Annotated in this window: 13 protein-coding genes; 2 read left to right on the top strand and 11 right to left on the bottom strand. The window is 62.9% G+C overall.

The features are described from left to right. Positions 1–10 precede the first annotated feature (10 nt). From NJ75_RS12710 to NJ75_RS12675, 8 genes are all read right to left on the bottom strand, one after another. A complete protein-coding gene (locus tag NJ75_RS12710) occupies positions 11–850 on the bottom strand; it encodes a beta-etherase (protein WP_039335072.1) in 840 nt (279 codons plus the stop codon). Positions 851–1,122: 272 nt separating this feature from the next. Continuing rightward, positions 1,123–2,511 carry a syringate O-demethylase gene (gene desA / locus NJ75_RS12705; RefSeq protein WP_039335069.1) on the bottom strand — a complete coding sequence of 463 codons (1,389 nt, stop codon included), beginning with the start codon at positions 2,509–2,511 and terminating at the stop codon, positions 1,123–1,125. Between the two features lie 190 nt (positions 2,512–2,701). Beyond that, positions 2,702–2,959, bottom strand: a complete 258-nt coding sequence (locus NJ75_RS12700) for an ATP synthase F1 subunit epsilon (protein ID WP_039335066.1) — start codon at positions 2,957–2,959, stop codon at positions 2,702–2,704. Positions 2,960–3,006: 47 nt separating this feature from the next. Then, the gene (gene atpD / locus NJ75_RS12695) at positions 3,007–4,449 is read right to left on the bottom strand and encodes a F0F1 ATP synthase subunit beta (RefSeq protein WP_039335064.1); all 1,443 of its coding nucleotides are present in this window, start codon (positions 4,447–4,449) and stop codon (positions 3,007–3,009) included. A gap of 28 nt (positions 4,450–4,477) precedes the next feature. Continuing rightward, entirely contained in the window at positions 4,478–5,350 is an 873-nt protein-coding gene (locus tag NJ75_RS12690; protein ID WP_039335060.1) for a F0F1 ATP synthase subunit gamma, read from the bottom strand. A 60-nt stretch (positions 5,351–5,410) separates the two neighbouring features. Further along, complete coding sequence (gene atpA / locus NJ75_RS12685; protein WP_039335058.1) at positions 5,411–6,940, bottom strand: F0F1 ATP synthase subunit alpha; 1,530 nt, start codon at positions 6,938–6,940, stop codon at positions 5,411–5,413. A 31-nt stretch (positions 6,941–6,971) separates the two neighbouring features. Beyond that, entirely contained in the window at positions 6,972–7,526 is a 555-nt protein-coding gene (locus tag NJ75_RS12680; protein ID WP_039335249.1) for a F0F1 ATP synthase subunit delta, read from the bottom strand. Between the two features lie 178 nt (positions 7,527–7,704). Then, positions 7,705–9,261, bottom strand: coding sequence for a S1 family peptidase (locus tag NJ75_RS12675; RefSeq protein ID WP_236727141.1), 1,557 nt, complete (start codon positions 9,259–9,261; stop codon positions 7,705–7,707). A gap of 152 nt (positions 9,262–9,413) precedes the next feature. Between NJ75_RS12675 and ada the strand changes: the two genes are divergently transcribed. Both ada and NJ75_RS12665 read left to right on the top strand, forming a co-directional pair. Continuing rightward, a complete protein-coding gene (ada, locus tag NJ75_RS12670; protein WP_039335057.1) occupies positions 9,414–10,469 on the top strand; it encodes a bifunctional DNA-binding transcriptional regulator/O6-methylguanine-DNA methyltransferase Ada in 1,056 nt (351 codons plus the stop codon). After that, entirely contained in the window at positions 10,462–11,334 is an 873-nt protein-coding gene (locus NJ75_RS12665) for a CPBP family intramembrane glutamic endopeptidase (RefSeq protein WP_039335055.1), read from the top strand. Before ada ends, NJ75_RS12665 begins: the two co-directional genes overlap by 8 nt. A gap of 351 nt (positions 11,335–11,685) precedes the next feature. On the opposite strand, the gene NJ75_RS12660 is transcribed toward NJ75_RS12665, so the two are convergent. The 3 genes from NJ75_RS12660 to NJ75_RS12650 form a co-directional block, all read right to left on the bottom strand. Next, positions 11,686–12,897: a hypothetical protein gene (locus NJ75_RS12660; protein WP_039335052.1), complete on the bottom strand. Its 1,212-nt coding sequence runs from the start codon at positions 12,895–12,897 to the stop codon at positions 11,686–11,688. Positions 12,898–13,014: 117 nt separating this feature from the next. Beyond that, positions 13,015–14,553, bottom strand: a complete 1,539-nt coding sequence (locus NJ75_RS12655) for a cryptochrome/photolyase family protein (RefSeq protein ID WP_039335049.1) — start codon at positions 14,551–14,553, stop codon at positions 13,015–13,017. Between the two features lie 64 nt (positions 14,554–14,617). Then, positions 14,618–16,783 carry a primosomal protein N' gene (locus NJ75_RS12650; RefSeq protein ID WP_039335046.1) on the bottom strand — a complete coding sequence of 722 codons (2,166 nt, stop codon included), beginning with the start codon at positions 16,781–16,783 and terminating at the stop codon, positions 14,618–14,620. Positions 16,784–16,801: the final 18 nt, after the last annotated feature.

The raw sequence follows: 16,801 nt of genomic DNA, 5'->3' as shown, positions 1-16,801 counted from the left end.
CCCATTCCTTTTATTTCTTCATTCCCTCGGTGATGCGCTGGGTTTCGGCGCGGGTCGAATCCGGGCCGGTGTTGCGCTTGTAGATGCCGCCTTGGCCAGCCGAGCGGTTGAACAGGTCCGGATCGCCTTCGCGCTGTTCGAGGCCAAACAGGGGGAAGAGGCCGGGATGACGCCCGAGGCCGCCGTAGAGATCGAGGCAGCGTTCGATCCAGGGACGGAGCGGGTCGTCGTTGGCAAGGACCGGAGTCTTGCAGACCGATGCGGTGAACAGGATGCCGCCCATGATTCGGAAGTCGGCATAGTTGGGCGACGACCCGCCGAGCCATTCGTGCTGGCCGAGCGCCGCGCGCAGTGGTTCAAGCGCGGCGCTGATCCTGGGCAGGCGCTCTTCGCGGCCGGCCTGCACATCCTCGAGCTTGCGGCCGAGCATCTTTTCGCGGCTGTGGGTGACGTATTCGTGGTCTGCCGGCACCGAGAGATCGCGGTAGTCGGCGCAGAAGCAGAACATCCAAGGGCCGACGGCAGCGTTCCAGAACCAGTGATCAAGCGCCTTGAGCGTGACGGCCACGCTTTCGTGCGGGATCAGGGCAGGGCGATTCGGGTACTTCGCGTCGAGGTATTCGACGATGCCCCAGCTATCGAGCACCCATTCGCCGTCATCCACGATGGCAGGCAGGCGCTCGGTCTTGCCGCCGGTGCGTTCGAGAATGCCGGTGAAGCCGCCTGGCACGACGTCGAGATCGAAGCCCTTGTGCTTGAGCGCGTACTTGGTCGCCCAGACGAACGGGCTGATCGTCGCACCGGTGGAAAGGGCGAGGTCGTAGAAGGTAATGGTGTTGTTGGCGGCCATGGCATCCTCGGGTTTCTGGCTCGGTTCTTGTCACCCGCACTTTGCCAGATATTGTTAGTAACACAAACGAAATTTGTGCCTCGACCGCCGTCACCCTGAACTCGTTTCAGGGTTCATCCGTCCCCTCACCAGGCTGCCTGCATTTAGACATGGATCCTGAAACAAGTTCAGGATGACGAGGCGTTAGCAGCGCAGGAAGTGCTACAATGCAAAGAGCGCCGGACCCGTCGGGATGGGCCGGCGCTCTCGCTGTCAGGCTTGCGCCTTGAGACTTACTTCTTCGTGCGCCAGCCTTCGGCGTAGCTGTCGCGGGCAACTTCCGAGTAGGGCACTGCAGCAACGGTGGCCTTGATTTCGGTCTGGACGTGGGGTTCGACCGTCGGCTTGGTGGTGCCGCCGTTGGGTTCGCCCCAGAGCAGGCTGACCTCGGTGCCAGGCTCGACGTAGCCCGGTTCCATCATCGCGAGGGTCAGGAACTTGCCTTCGTTGGCAGTGTAGCCGATCCAGGTGGAAAGGCCGACCATCTTGCCATCGGCGAGGACCTGATCGAACGGGTGCATCGAGTAGACCGCGCTCGGGTACTCCATGAACTTGGCGCGATCGCCCTTGCTCAGTGCCGAGGACTGGACGCGCATGACATCTTCGTTGTCGAGCGCGAGCGTGACCTTGGTGCGGTGCTTGCCTTCAGCGGCCATCTTTTCGAGCGCGGCACGGCCGATGAAGTCATGGTCGAACTTGACGAAGGGGCCGTAGCCGAGATCCCACGGCGTGGTGTAGTAGCCCTCGATGGTTTCGGGCACGTAGCTGCCGCCGACCGAGCACTTGGCTTCGTAGGAATTGGCGGAGAGCCATTCACGATAGGGGCGGAGCGCTTCGCCAGTGTAGATCGCGGGGAAGGGCGAGGGGATCCAGCCCGATTCCAGGGTGTTGGACGAGTAGGCGCGACCGCCAACCAGCGCCATCTGGAATTCCTTGCCGGCCTCGACCAGCGCGGCGTGGACGGCGCCATAGTCTTCCCACGGGCCCATCAGTTCGAAGCCCGGCTGGCCAGCCATGCCATGACGCAACGCGCGCACTTCCTTGCCGCCGATGGTCATGCGGGTCATGTGGAAGAACTTGAGGTCAGGCGCGGTCTTCCCGGTGGCCTTCTCGATGATCTTCATCGCGTTCGGACCCTGCACCTGGAAACGGTACGAATTGCGTTTGCCATCGGTGCGCATCGCCCAGCGTTCGTCGCGCTCCACCGTGACGTTCCAGTTGCCCGAAGCAGCGTGGTATTCGACCCACTCGATCGTCGGTGCGCGGCCGACGAGGTTGAAGTGGTTTTCGTCGAGGTAGAACAGGATCACGTCGCCGATGACGTAGCCGTCGGGCGTCACCGGTACGAACTGCTTGGCGCGATCAGGCTGGAAGTTCTTGAACGAGTTGACGCCGAGGTGTTCGAGCATCTTGAAGGCGTCAGGCCCCTTAACCGCCAGATCGACCATATGGTACGACTGGTTGTAGAGCACCGCCGAGTGCGCCCACGCCCACTGTTCGTTGCGCCAGTTCGAGTATTCTGCCGGAACACCGGGATAGACGTTGGGGCCGACCTGCTGGTTGCGGACGAAGTTTACGAGGTCACCGGCATTCTGGATGACCTGTTCGAGGGTCTGGGACATGGTTTCTTGGCTCTCCCGATGCGATTTCGCGGATGTGGAGTCGCTTTGCCCTATTTTCGCGTGCTTGAAAAGTTCGGAATGCTGAATTGCGCAAAAAATGTATGTGACACATACGACCGGGTTCGGTTCTGCAAAAACGAAAGGGGCCGGTCCTTGCGGACCAGCCCCCTTGCGTGTCGGTCAAGGCAAATCAGCCTTCGACGTGTTCGGCGAGAACCGTCAGGCCCTTGGCGCCGACTTCCGCGAAGCCGCCCTGGACCGTGATCTCTTCAGGTGCCGAACCTGCAGACTTGTAGACCTTGATCGTCCCGTCCTTGACCGTGGACATGAAAGGCGCGTGGCCTTCCAGCACGCCGAATTCACCGTCGGTGCCAGGAACGACAACCATGTGGACCTCTTCCGAACGGACGAGGCGGGCCGGGGTGACGAGTTCGAAGTGGAGCGACATCTCTTGCCTTTCGGTCTCCCCGGGGCCAGCCCGGGGAGCTAGCTCAATCAGGCTTCAGCAGCCAGCTTCTTGGCCTTTTCGACCGCTTCGTCGATGCCGCCAACCATGTAGAACGCGGCTTCGGGAAGGTGGTCGTACTCGCCGTCGACGACAGCCTTGAACGAACGCACGGTGTCTTCGACCTGGACGAACTTGCCCGAGATGCCGGTGAACACTTCGGCGACGTGGAACGGCTGCGACAGGAAGCGCTGGATCTTGCGGGCGCGGGCGACGGTGAGCTTGTCTTCTTCCGAAAGCTCATCCATCCCGAGGATCGCGATGATGTCCTGCAGCGACTTGTACTTCTGCAGCGTTTCCTGAACGCGGCGGGCGGTCTGGTAGTGCTCTTCACCGACGACGGCGGGCGTCAGCACGCGCGAGGTCGAATCGAGCGGGTCGACCGCCGGATAGATGCCGAGCTCCGAGATCGCGCGGTTCAGCGTGGTCGTTGCGTCCAAGTGGGCGAACGAGGTGGCCGGAGCCGGGTCGGTAAGGTCGTCGGCGGGAACGTAGATCGCCTGCACCGAGGTGATCGAACCCTTGGTGGTGGAGGTGATGCGCTCCTGCAGCGCGCCCATGTCGGTCGCGAGCGTCGGCTGGTAGCCCACCGCCGAAGGAATGCGGCCGAGCAGTGCCGACACTTCCGAACCTGCCTGGGTGAAGCGGAAGATGTTGTCGACGAAGAACAGAACGTCCTGGCCTTCCTGGTCGCGGAAGTACTCGGCCATGGTCAGACCCGACAGAGCGACGCGAGCGCGGGCGCCCGGCGGTTCGTTCATCTGTCCGAACACGAGAGCCACCTTCGAACCATCGGGGGTCGGGTTGCCGTCGGCATCCTTGGCGATAACGCCAGCGTCGAGGAACTCGTGGTAGAGGTCGTTACCCTCGCGGGTGCGTTCACCGACGCCCGCGAAGACCGACACGCCGCCGTGGCCCTTGGCGATGTTGTTGATCAGTTCCTGAATGAGAACCGTCTTGCCCACGCCTGCGCCGCCGAACAGGCCGATCTTGCCGCCCTTGGCGTAAGGAGCGAGAAGGTCGATGACCTTGATGCCGGTCACGAGGATCGCGGCTTCGGTCGACTGCTCGATGAATTCCGGAGCCTTGGCGTGGATCGGAGCGGTCTGCTCGGCGCCAACCGGACCACGCTCGTCGATCGGATCGCCAACGACGTTCATGATGCGGCCGAGGGTCTTGGGGCCGACCGGCACCGAGATCTGCGCGCCGGTGTTGGTCACGGGCTGGCCGCGGGTCAGGCCGTCCGTCGAGTCCATCGCGATGGTGCGAACGGTGTTCTCGCCGAGGTGCTGCGCGACTTCGAGAACGAGGCGGTTGCCGTTGTTGTCGGTTTCGAGCGCCGAGAGAATGGCGGGGAGTTCGCCGTCGAACGCGACGTCGACGACGGCGCCGATGACCTGGCTGATCTTGCCGGTAGCTGCTGCGGTGGCCATTGTTGTTTCCTTGCCTTCTATGTCGTCGTCAGAGCGCTTCGGCGCCAGCGATGATTTCGATGAGTTCGGTGGTGATCGCGGCCTGGCGGCTGCGGTTGTACTGGATGGTGAGCTTGTTGATCAGCTCGCCCGCATTGCGCGTCGCGTTGTCCATCGCGGTCATCGACGCGCCCTGTTCCGAGGCTTCACGCTCAAGCAGGGCACCGAAGAGCTGCGTGGTGACGTAGCGCGGCAGCAGTTCCTCGAGGATTTCCTCCTCGCCCGGCTCGTATTCCACCACAGCATCGATAGCGACGGTGTTGGTGGGGGCGGGGACCGGGATGATCTGCGTGGTGACCGGCAGCTGGGTCAGCGCGTTCTTGAACTCCGGCGCGACGAGGTGCGCAACGTCGAACTTGCCGGCTTCGAACATCTCGAGGAGTTCGCGAGCGATCGCGCTGGCTTCATCGAAGCCGGGCGTGCGCACGTTGCCAGTATCGTATCCGGCGGCGATGCCGTTCGGATAGTCACGGCGGATCGGGGCGCGGCCCTTCTTTCCGACGAGGTAGAACGACACCGTCTTGCCCGCGGCTTCAAGCGCGCGCGCCTGCAGCTTGGCTTCCTTGACGATGTTCGAGTTCAGACCACCGCACAGGCCCTTGTCGGTGTTGACCACGACAAGGAGGTGACGCTGGTCGGAGCCGGTGCCGCGCATAAGCAGCGGACCGTTGTCCTGGCCCGCGACCTTGGCAGCGAGGCTGCCCATGACTTCCGCGAGGCGGCTGGCATAGGGGCGCGCGGCTTCGGCAGCCGCCTGCGCCTTGCGCAGCTTGGCCGCCGCGACCATCTGCTTGGCCTTGGTGATCTTCTGGGTCGACTTGACCGAGTTGATCCGGCCCTTGAGTTCCTTCAGCGAGGCCATGACGGCTCCCTTGATCCGTCACCCCGCCGCGCTGGACGGGGTGGCGTTGACTTCAAAGACTTAGGCGAACTGCTTGGCGAAAGCGTCGAGCGCCGCGACCAGCTTGCCCTTGGCTTCGTCGCCAAGGTCCTTGGTGTCGCGGATCAGGCCGAGCAGGTCAGCGTGCTGCGTGCGCAGGAAGCTGAGCAGTTCGGCTTCATACTCGGTGACACGGTTCACCGGCACGCTGTCGAGGTAGCCCTGGGTACCGGCGAAGATCACCGCAGTCTGCTCTTCGAAGCCGAGCGGCGAGAACTGCGGCTGCTTGAGCAGCTCGGTCAGGCGTGCACCGCGGTTGAGGAGCTTCTGGGTCGAAGCATCCAGATCCGAACCGAACTGGGCGAAGGCCGCCATTTCGCGGTACTGGGCGAGCTCGAGCTTGATCGATCCGGCAACCTTCTTCATCGCCTTGGTCTGTGCCGACGAGCCGACGCGCGACACCGACAGACCGACGTTGATGGCCGGACGAATGCCCTGGTAGAACAGGCCGGTTTCAAGGAAGATCTGGCCGTCGGTGATCGAGATCACGTTGGTCGGGATATAGGCCGACACGTCGCCCGCCTGGGTTTCGATGATCGGCAGAGCGGTGAGCGATCCAGCGCCGTTCTCGTCGTTCATCTTCGCGGCGCGCTCGAGCAGGCGGCTGTGGAGGTAGAACACGTCGCCGGGGTAAGCTTCGCGGCCCGGCGGGCGACGGAGCAGCAGCGACATCTGGCGATAGGCAACGGCCTGCTTGGAAAGGTCGTCGTACACGATCACGGCGTGCATGCCGTTGTCGCGGAAGAATTCGCCCATGGTCGCACCGGTGTAGGGCGCGAGGTACTGGAGCGGAGCCGGTTCCGAAGCGGTGGCGGCGATGACGATGGAGTATTCCATCGCGCCGTTCTCTTCGAGCTGGCGGACGATCTGCGCGACGGTCGAGCGCTTCTGACCCACGGCGACGTAGATGCAGTAGAGCTTCTTGCCTTCGTCGGTGCCGGCGTTGACGGCCTTCTGGTTGATGAAGGTGTCGATCGCGACGGCGGTCTTGCCGGTCTGACGGTCACCGATGATCAATTCGCGCTGACCACGGCCGACGGGTACGAGAGCGTCAATCGCCTTGAGGCCGGTCTGCACGGGTTCATGCACCGACTTGCGCGGGATGATGCCCGGAGCCTTGACTTCGACGCGGGTGCGGGTGGCGTCGACGATCGGGCCCTTGCCATCGATCGGGTTGCCCAGAGCATCGACTACGCGGCCGAGCAGGCCCTTGCCGACGGGAACGTCGACGATGGTGCCGGTGCGCTTGACGACATCGCCTTCCTTGATTTCGGCGTCCGAGCCGAAGATCACGACGCCGACGTTATCGGCTTCGAGGTTCAGGGCCATGCCCTTAACGCCATTGGCGAATTCGACCATCTCGCCGGCCTGGACCTTGTCGAGACCGTGGATGCGGGCGATACCGTCACCCACCGAGAGAACCGACCCGACTTCCGAGACCTGGGCGTCGGTGCCGAAGCTGGCGATCTGGTCCTTGATGACCTTCGAGATTTCAGCGGCGCGGATTTCCATGTTCTGTCCTTCCTGGAACCTGTGCGGGCCGTTAGGCCTTCATCGCCTGGGCGAGAGAATTGAGACGGGTGCGGATCGAGCTGTCGATCATCTGGCTGCCGATCTTGACGACGAGGCCACCAAGGATTTCGGGATCGACGCTGGTCTTGAGCTTGATCGACTTGCCGGTACGGGCCTTCAGCTTTTCAGTGAGGGCTGCGATCTGTGCATCGTCGAGCGGGTGAGCGCTGGCGACTTCGGCGCTGACTTCGCCGCGATGGGCGGCAGCGATCTGGCCGAAGGCGCGGATCACGTCGGGCAGGGCCGAGAGGCGGCGGTTCGAAGCGAGCACGCCGAGGAACTTCTTCGTAAGGTCGCCAAGACCGAGCAGGCCGGCAACCGAATCCATTGCGCGGCCGGCTGCATCGCGGCCAAGCTGCGGGTTGCTGATCAGGCCCTTGAGGTCAGCCGATTCGCGCAGTGCAGCATCGAGCTTCTCGAGATCGCTTTCGACCGCCGAAACGAAGCTCTGTTCATTGGCCAGATCGAACAATGCCGAGGCGTAACGCCCTGACAGGCTGGCCGTAATGCCGCTGGAAATCTCCACGCGCCGAAGTTCCTTCATCCAGGATAAGCCGAGGCAGACCATTACCCGGCGATGAACACCGGGTGGCCTGCAGACGGGGCGCGCCTAGCAACGTCAGGCCCATATGACAAGATGCGACTTGGCTTCTTGTGCATAGGTATGATCGTGATTTCCTCGATCGACGTCCGATCGGCAGGTCTCAGGGCTGAGGCTGGCAGTTGTAGCGCATGCGCTCATTGGGTTCGGGAGGAAGCAGTGCCTTGATGGACTGCTGGTTCTGGCCGAACTGGCGGGCGGCTTCTTCACCGGCGCCGCATGCGGGCGCATTGAGCCTGGCGCGTGCAGCGCGGGCCTCGGTCATGGCATCCAGACCCACGAGAAACCGTTCCACGGTGTAGGTCCGGGATTGTGGATCATACGAATTCACCGAGATCGTTTCCTCGCCGTTCGGCACAAGGATTCGGCTCCAGCCATCGTTGGCGAGGCCGTACTGCGTCTTTCCGTTCATGCAGCCAGTTTCGGTCCATTCGATCGGAACATCGGTGATATCGGAAACGGTGACGCGGCTGCGTTCGGGATCGAGCACGCAGATCATGCGTCCTGAGCCAGGGCGATCGAGTGCCGCTGCCGAACTGCTGGAAGACGCCTGGGGTTGTTCGAGGTTTTCCCGTGCGCGGCTATCTATTGATGCGAGCGACGGGCGCAGGAACCATACTGCGATAGCGGACGCAAGCAGCGCCGCAGCACCAAAGACGTGCTTGCGCTGAAATTTTCCGCGCCGCCGTGAGGCCTGGACCATGCCCCAACCGCCAACGCCGAGCGCGCCGACGAGCAGCAGGGCGGCCAGGGCCATGCCGTTGTCACGCTCGGAAAGCACTGCCATTTCAGCCTCGCGCCGCGCAGTTTCGAACTGCTGCTGGCTGGCTTGCGCGCGTGCTTCGCGTTCGGCAGCCATGCGGGCCTGTTCTCCGGCTGCGCGTTGCGCTTCGGCGCGGTCCAGATCCGCTATCGAGCGACAGGGCAGGCCACTGCTATGCACGTCCACCTTGGCGCGGAGCAGGAAGGCTGAAAGCTCGCGCATCGAAATGGCGAAGTAGAAGGACGAATCGGTGCTGTTGTCGCTGACCGTGCCGAAGGAATTGACGCCGATGACGCGGCCGCAGGAATCGAGCAGCGGGCCGCCCGAATTTCCCGATCCAAGGGGGGCCGTGTGCAAGAGGGTATCGAATGACCGCGAGGAGCGGCCCCCGGACAGATAGCCGCGTGTCTTGACCGCTTCCTGCGGCGTGACGAGATCGGCCATCGACAAGCCTTGCGCCAGATCGACGTTGCCGGGATAGCCGACGGCATAGACCTCCGAGCCATCGGTTGGTGCACCGGGAAAGAGCGTGATTGGCGTAAGGGTGCCGCCACCTTCGATGCGCAGCAGGGCAAGGTCATTGCCGGGCGAATAGGCGACCAGCTTGGCCGGATATCCGTTGCGGCCCTCGGCGGGGACGACACCGGCGATGAGAGTGTCGTCTCCGCGGAGCTCCTCGACGACATGGGCATTGGTGACGATCAGGTTCGGGGTCACGGCGAATCCCGTGCCATGGGTAATCAGCCGGGCGCGATCGCCGTCGCTTTCAATGATCACCACGCGAACCACGGAACGGCTTGCCGCGCTGATGTCCGCCGGATCGGCCATGGCGACAGGCGCCGCTACCAATGCGAAAAGAGCTGCAAGGAGGGCAATTATCTGTTTGGCGACACGCATGTACCCGCTTTTTGCGCCATATTGCTTTGACCGCAAGGTGCGGGACGCTTTTGGCATGGAGCGCGGGCAGAAACTCTCCACAAGAAGGAGATGTGACCATGCACAAGGCGACGCGGGCTTGCAGCTATCGTTCGGAGCTTTATCGAAAGCCTATGACGAGTGGATCGAAGATTGCCGACGACGAGGCGTGGGCGGCGGTGCTGGCACGCGATCGCTCTTATGATGGCCATTTTGTCACAGGTGTGCTGACCACGGGGATTTACTGTCGACCGTCCTGCTCTGCACGGCATCCCCGCCGCGAAAACGTGCGCTTCTTCCCAGATGGGGAGGCTGCACGTGGGGCAGGTCTCAGGCCCTGCCTGCGTTGCTCCCCCGATGATGTATCGCGCGACGAGCGCGCCGTGTTGACGGCTATCGAGGCTATCAAGTCGGCGGGCCAACCGGTGGGTCTGGCCGATCTGGCGAAACGCTGCGGGTATTCGCCCACTCACTTCCAGCGCGTATTTGCCAAGGCAACGGGACTGTCGCCAACAGCCTATGCGCGGGCGTTGCAAAATGCCCGGATGGCCGAGGCGCTCTCAGGAACGGAAAGGGTTGCCGATGCAATCTACGATGCCGGTTTCTCGGGACCTTCGCGGTTTTATTCGGCTGCTGGGAAGCGGTTGGGAATGACGCCATCGGCCTGGGTCAATGGTGGGAGGGGAGTGAGGATTCGCTGGGCAGTCGTTCCCACAACTCTTGGGAACATGCTCGTCGCTGCGACCGACAAAGGCATCTGCCGTCTGGCGTTCAACGAGAGCGACGAAGCTTTGCGGCGGCGCTTTCCCGAGGCCGCTCTGGAAGAAGGGGGGGCGGATTTCGCCAATCTGCTGGAGGAGGTCATCGCGGCCGTCGAGGCTCCGGGCGATCATTCTCATATTCCGATCGACGTGAAGGGAACGTCATTTCAGGAGGCTGTGTGGCAGGCCTTGCGACAGATACCGCCTGGTGAGACCCGTTCCTACGCAGAAATCGCGGCAGCCGTTGGCAAACCGGGCGCGGTGCGTGCAACAGGCACCGCAAACGGGGCGAACAACGTGGCGGTGCTCATTCCCTGTCACCGCGTGATCCGGTCGGACGGTTCTCTCGGTGGTTACGCCTACGGGCTCGAGATCAAGCAAAGGTTGCTCGACAAGGAACGGCACCAGAAGGGGAGCCAGCATGAATGATGTTTCCGGACCGGCAAGGCAAAGCTTGTTGCGGCGGATCGTCGGTTTTCCCGCAGTCCTGATCATCATCGAATTCGGGCTTGTTGCCTTCGTGGCGTCGCTGGCTTCGCTGTTGCTGAAGAGGGTGGTGCCGGACGATACCTTCCTGGACTTTCTTGCCGCCCTGATCACCGCGGCACTGGCCATCACGACGTACCTCGCTTGTCGGCGATGGATCGAGCGACGCGGGAATGATGAACTGCCGCTGGTCATGTTCGGGCGTGAAGTGTCTCTTGGATTCTTCATCGGGGCCGCACTGTTCGGCCTCATGACAGGGATCGTCGCCGTCCTGGGCGGGTTTGCGGTCGAAGGCGTGAACGGCATTGGGGCCTTGTGGGCCATGCTTGCGATGGCGGTGACATCCGGCACGTTCGAGGAAATCCTGTTCCGGGGCATCCTGCTGCGACACATCGAGGCGCTGTTGGGCACCTGGGCGGCGCTTGGCATTACCTCGGCATTGTTCGGCGCGGCTCATCTGGGAAACGAGGGAGCGACCTTCTTTGCCGCCTTCGCCATTGCCATGGAAGCCGGCATCCTGCTCGGCGCGGCATACCTCTGGAAACGAAGGCTGTGGATCCCGATCGGCATTCATGCCGCGTGGAATTTCACCCAAGGCTGGGTGTTCAGCGTGCCGGTTTCAGGGGGCGCCACGCCAGATGGCCTGCTGGCGACAACACGCAACGGGCCTGACTGGCTGACTGGCGGTGCGTTCGGTCTGGAGGCAAGCGTGATCGCCATGCTGGTGGCGACTGGCGCAGGGTTGTTCCTGCTCCTGCGCGTCGTCCGTCAGGGTGGCATACGGCCACCCATGTGGGCGCGGCACTGACGGACCGGTCGGCTCGCCAGTGCCGAGGCATCATTTAGTTTCGCAGGCGTCTTCCTCTGCCGTACAAGGTTTCTCTGGTTGCCCTGTTGACTTCCAACGCTCGATCCTGGCGCGAAGAGACTTGCCGTACTGTCCGCCGTGAGGATCGTTGGCGAGAATGCGTGCGTGGGCGATAGCGTCATCGAACCGCCCCTGGTTCGCCTGGTCCCAAGCAAAGGCTGCGCGTATGCTGTTAGCTTCCGGCGCAAGTTCGAGTGCCCGTCGCAAGGCGTAGCGCGCAGAGCCGGGTATATCCGCCGACTCGCTGCTGTAGCTCTGGAACAGCGTCCAGATCGCGAAGGACTCGTAAGGTTATGCGTCGCTGGCCTTGTTGACCCAGCCTCGGGCCGCAGTCCACCGTTCGGGCGTCCTTATGGACACGTTCCCGAGCCGGTGCATCTCGATCTCGCCCTTCAGGAGGTTCGCCCGCGCCATCCACGGCGCCAGTTTCAAGCCAAGTTCGTTGAACTTCTCGGCCTCGTTCCACAACGCGATTTCTTTGGCCGTATCTTCGGTGCTGTTCGCGAGCGCCTGTGCTGCTCTTGCCACCTCGTAAGCGGCATTGGCGGACTGCGGATTTGCCAGCGCGATCTGGCGCAGTTCGCCAAGTGCCTCTTCCTCACGCTTGTCGATGAAGCGCATAAGGTGGAGGGGAACAATGGCCGAATCGACTGGCGACAAGCGTTCGAGGGCAGGGGCGGCAGGCTGCGGCAAGGGCGTAGCGGAGCGCGAGAACTTGATGCTTCCGCGCATGTACTTGTCGAGTTCGCGATCCAGCTTCTTGAGGTCACCAGATGCAGCGGTGCCGGCTTCGTCGGGCGGCATTCCACCTGCCACGAGCGAGAGATAATTGCCGAGCTGGCCCTTCCGCTCCTCGCTTGTGCTGAGGAAGTGTACCAGCAGCCAGGACTTGCCGTAGAACAGATCCGAATTGCGCCCCTGCTTGCCAGCCAGAACCTCGGTCAGGGGCATATCGTCCCGCGCAAGGGTCCACGCTCTATGACGGGCCGGACGACCAAGATCGAAGCGACCCTGACTGTCAAATTCGACGGTGGAAAGATACTCCGCAAAGCCTTCCACGTACCAGGAGGGATAGGCGAAGCGGAAGTTTCGGAACATCAGGAAGTGGGCATATTCGTGGAACAAGGTTGCCTGGGCGCCAAGTTCGAGCTCGGACATGGCAACCTCGCGATGCGAGACGATGAAGCGGCCTTCGATGTCATGCGAGAAGAATCCCGCTACCTCCGGGACCTTGTACAATGCGCCAACTGCAGCCTTGTTGGGCAGCAGATATATCGGCAGCGGCATGGCATTGGGATCATCGGGAATGCCGAACATCTGCCGGACCAGAAAATCGAATCGTTCGAGATCATTCGACAACTTTGTGGCGAGTTCGACGCTGCCCGCGCTGTGCAGCACGAAATGGCGGGAATCGAGCTTGTACCAGCTTTCTGCCGATGCTGGAGTAGTTGCCGAGACGAGGATGCTTGTCCCAAATGCGATGGACCGCAGGAAAATCTTCAAGCCAGAAATATTTACGCCAGATCAACCACCCATTGCCGGAAAAGTTCGCAAGAGCAGTCCTTCATTCTTTCGTTATCGGCAAGCACGACCGTATGCGGATCGGTTCCGGCCCGAAGTTCAGGGCTTTTGGGAAAGACTGTTCAGGAAAAGCTCGGCACTGGCAATGTATTCGTCACGCCGGTCTTCGTCCATCCTTCGCCACGTGGCATAAGGTTGGGCGAGCCGATGATAGCTCGACAGGTGATTTTCATTCCGCGCGAGGAAATGCCAGTAGAGTGCATTGAACGGGCAGGCGCCGGGGCCGGTCTTCTGCTTCACGTCGTAAGTGCATTTGCCGCAATAGTCGCTCATGCGATCAATGTAGGCGCCGCTGGCCGCGTAGGGTTTGGACGCCAGACGGCCCTTGTCGGCATGAAGGATCATGCCTGCCACGTTGGGCAGTTCGACCCATTCATAGGCATCGGCAAAGACGATCAGATACCATTCCGCCACTTCCCGAGGGTCAAGGCCGGCAAGAAGAGCGAAATTGCCGAGCACCATCAACCGCTGGATGTGATGGGCATAGGCATTGTCCCGCGTGGTGCGGACACATTCGGCAATGCAGTGCATCTGCGTGTCGCCCGTCCAGTAGAAGTCGGGTAGCGGACGGTGGGCATCAAGGCCGTTGGCTTCGGCGAGCGCCGGCATTTCCAGCCAGTACATGCCGCGGATGTATTCCCGCCAGCCGATGATCTGGCGGATGAAGCCTTCGACGGCTTCCAGTGGTGCGCGGCCTTCGCGCCATTCCATCTCGGCACGGCGACAGAGGTCGAGCGGATCCAGGAGGCCGATATTGATCGCGGGGGACAGTGCGGCGTGAAACAGGAAATCCTGCCCCGTCACCATTGCGTCCTGATACCTGCCGAACATTGGCAGACGGTCCTTGAGGAAGGCGTCTCTTGCCTGCTCCGCCTCGGCCCTGCAAACCGGCCAGGCAAAGTTGCCGAGCGAGCCGAAGTGCCTGTCAAATCGTTCGGCGACCATTTGGAGAACCTCGTGCGTCACCTCGTCCGGCTTGAACGCGGGGAGAACTGGCGGCGCGAGGCTCTTCTCGGGTCCTCTCCGGTTTTCCGCGTCGAAATTCCAGCGACCTCCCATTGGCTTGTCACCGTCCATGAGAAGCCCGGTCTTGCGGCGCATTTCACGGTAGAACCATTCCATGCGCAACTCGCGGCGGCCTGCCGCCCATTCGAAGAAGTCGGGCAGGGGGCAGATGAAGCGGGTATCGGGCAAAATGCGGACGCGGACCGGGAGGTCAGTGCGCCACTGCTCCATTGCCTGCCGCACCCGCCATTCCCCTGGCTCGGTCACCTGCACGCCGCGTACGTCATGGCGAGCTATGGCGCGGGCAACTTCGCCGGTGAAGCTGCCGGTGTTTTCCGGGTCATCAAGGCGAACGTAGTCGACCGTCCAGCCAGCCTCGCACAATTCCTTGGCGAAGTGGCGCATGGCCGAGAGGATCAGCGCGATCTTGGCCTTGTGATGGAGGACGTAGGTGGTCTCCTCGGCCACTTCCATCATTAGGATCACGGTGTCGTCCGGCTTGCGATCAGCCAGGCTGGAGATGTCAGGCGAAAGCTGGTCGCCAAGGATCGGAACGAGGACGGGGCCGGTCATCCTTGCGGAATGGCCGAGTGACGTTTTGGTTCAACCTGCCTCTAAGGGTCAGGCCCCCTAAGCGTCAGACAAAGCTGTAGGGATCGATATCCACGGCGACACGGACGCCCGGCGGGAAGCGCAGGGGATCGAGCCAGTCGCGGATTACGCGCTGCAGTTCGGTGGAGCGGCGTGCGTTGATCAGCAGGCGGTAGCGATAGCGGCCGCGCAGGAGCGACAGCGGCGCCGGGGCAGGCCCGAGAATCAGCACGTCGTCCAGTCGCGGCGCCGAACCTCCAATCCCGCGAGCAGCGTCGCGCGCTTCGGCTTCGTCCTCGCTTGAAACGATGATCGCGGCCCAACGTCCGAAGGGTGGCGCTCCGGCATCGCGCCGGGCTTCGGCTTCGGCGGCGTAGAAGGCGTCACGGTCGCCGCTGGCCAGGGCCTCGATAACCGGCGCTTCGGGGTGCCGGGTCTGGATCAGCACCTCGCCGGGCTTTTCACCACGGCCGGCGCGGCCTGCGACTTGCGCCACTTGCTGATAGGTGCGTTCGGCTGCGCGAAGATCGCCGCCCTCGAGGCCCATGTCGGCATCGATCACGCCGACCAGCGTGAGTTCCGGAAAGTGGTAGCCCTTGGTGACAAGCTGGGTGCCGACGATCACGTCGATCGCCTTGTTGCTTGCCATCTCGACGAACTCTGCAGCCTTCGCGGGGCTGGTCAGCGTGTCGGAAGTGACCAGCGCGACGCGGGCTTCGGGCAGGATCGCCGCAACCTCGTCTGCAATGCGTTCAACCCCGGGGCCGCAGGCGACAAGGCAATCGGGCTCGCTGCATTCGGGGCAGGCATCGGGCGGCGGGATCTCGTGTCCACAATGGTGACAGGCGAGGCGGCGCGAGAGGCGGTGCTCGACCAGCCAGGCCGAGCAGTTGGGGCACTGGAACCGATAGCCGCAGGTCCGGCACAGGGTAAGCGGAGCATAGCCGCGCCGGTTCAGGAAAAGCAGTGACTGCTCGCCCTTGGCGAGCCGATCCTTCAGTGCCTCGACCAATGGCGGCGCGATCCAGTGTCCGCGCTCGGGCTGTTGCTCGCGCAGGTCGACAATCTGGATGTCTGGCATCGTCGCCCCGCCAAAGCGTGCGGGCAGGACCGCCCGCTCGTAACGCCCGGCTTCGGCCATCTGCAGACTTTCCAGCGCCGGCGTGGCGCTGGCAAGGATGACTGGCACTTTCTCGAAATGAGCGCGCATGACTGCGACGTCGCGGGCGTTGTAGCGCACCCCGTCGTCCTGCTTGAACGAGATCTCGTGCGCTTCGTCGACGACGATGAGGCCGAGGCGGGCGAAGGGCAGGAACAGTGCGCTGCGTGCACCGACCACCACTTGCGCCGTTCCTGCTGCCACAGCCCGCCACGCGCGCCGCCGTTCGGACGATTTCAGCGAGGAATGCCACGTGACCGGCGGTACCCCAAAGCGCGCTTCGAAGCGCTTGAGGAAGGTTTCTGTGAGCGCGATTTCCGGAAGGAGCACGAGGACTTGCCGCCCATGCTCAATCGCGGCTGCTACAGCTTCGAAATAGGTTTCCGTCTTGCCAGAGCCGGTCACGCCGTCGAGCAGAAACGGGTGGAAGTCATGCTTATTGACCGCCTCGACAAAGCGGGCGGCGACTTCCGATTGCTCATCCGACAGGTCGGGAGAGGCGAAACCGGCATCCGCGGGTGGATAGGGCCGGTCCGAATCGACCACCACCGGTTCAAGCAGCCCGGCATTGACCATGCCGCGCAGCACGCCGTCGGAGACCCCGGCGATTTCCGACAGTTCGCGGATCGTTGCCTGCTGGTCCTGCAACAGGTCCAGAGCGATGAGACGCTGGGGCGTCATTCGTTCCGGCTCGCGGCCGGTCAGGCGATATTCGGTGACGGTGCCGCCGCCTTGCAGTGCGGCCGTGCTTGACAGCGCCATGCGCGCCACTGCCGCAAGCGGCGCGACGTAATAGTCGGCAGTCCACTCGATCAGGCGCCGCAATGGTGCGGGCAGGGGAGGGACAGGGAGAACCTGAAGCAATGGGCGGAGTTTGGCATCCGGAACTTCAGTTCCCGGCAGCCGTTCCGCTTCCCAGACCACGCCGATGATCTGCCGCGGCCCCAGCGGTGCGATCACGACGCTGCCAGGTTCCACGTCCATCCCGGCGGGCACGCGATAGTCGAGCGGGCCGAGCGCGGAGTTGAAGACAAGGCATCGGACGCGGTTCATGTTCGCCGGTCTATATGG

The organism is Novosphingobium subterraneum (genome assembly GCF_000807925.1).
In the GTDB taxonomy this organism is placed as follows: Bacteria; Pseudomonadota; Alphaproteobacteria; order Sphingomonadales; family Sphingomonadaceae; genus Novosphingobium; species Novosphingobium subterraneum.
Note: the sequence above shows the minus strand (reverse complement) of the source record. Positions and strands in the feature narration are given on the sequence as shown.

Excerpts from the sequence above, each read along its gene's own strand:
- atpA (WP_039335058.1), bottom strand. The coding sequence starts at position 6,940 with ATGGAAATCCGCGCCGCTGAAATCTCGAAGGTCATCAAGGACCAGATC.
- NJ75_RS12650 (WP_039335046.1), bottom strand. The coding sequence starts at position 16,783 with ATGAACCGCGTCCGATGCCTTGTCTTCAACTCCGCGCTCGGCCCGCTC.
- NJ75_RS12675 (WP_236727141.1), bottom strand. The coding sequence starts at position 9,261 with ATGCGTGTCGCCAAACAGATAATTGCCCTCCTTGCAGCTCTTTTCGCA.
- ada (WP_039335057.1), top strand. The coding sequence starts at position 9,414 with ATGACGAGTGGATCGAAGATTGCCGACGACGAGGCGTGGGCGGCGGTG.
- NJ75_RS12665 (WP_039335055.1), top strand. The coding sequence starts at position 10,462 with ATGAATGATGTTTCCGGACCGGCAAGGCAAAGCTTGTTGCGGCGGATC.
- desA (WP_039335069.1), bottom strand. The coding sequence starts at position 2,511 with ATGTCCCAGACCCTCGAACAGGTCATCCAGAATGCCGGTGACCTCGTA.
- NJ75_RS12710 (WP_039335072.1), bottom strand. The coding sequence starts at position 850 with ATGGCCGCCAACAACACCATTACCTTCTACGACCTCGCCCTTTCCACC.
- atpD (WP_039335064.1), bottom strand. The coding sequence starts at position 4,449 with ATGGCCACCGCAGCAGCTACCGGCAAGATCAGCCAGGTCATCGGCGCC.
- NJ75_RS12690 (WP_039335060.1), bottom strand. The coding sequence starts at position 5,350 with ATGGCCTCGCTGAAGGAACTCAAGGGCCGGATCAACTCGGTCAAGTCG.
- NJ75_RS12700 (WP_039335066.1), bottom strand. The coding sequence starts at position 2,959 with ATGTCGCTCCACTTCGAACTCGTCACCCCGGCCCGCCTCGTCCGTTCG.
- NJ75_RS12655 (WP_039335049.1), bottom strand. The coding sequence starts at position 14,553 with ATGACCGGCCCCGTCCTCGTTCCGATCCTTGGCGACCAGCTTTCGCCT.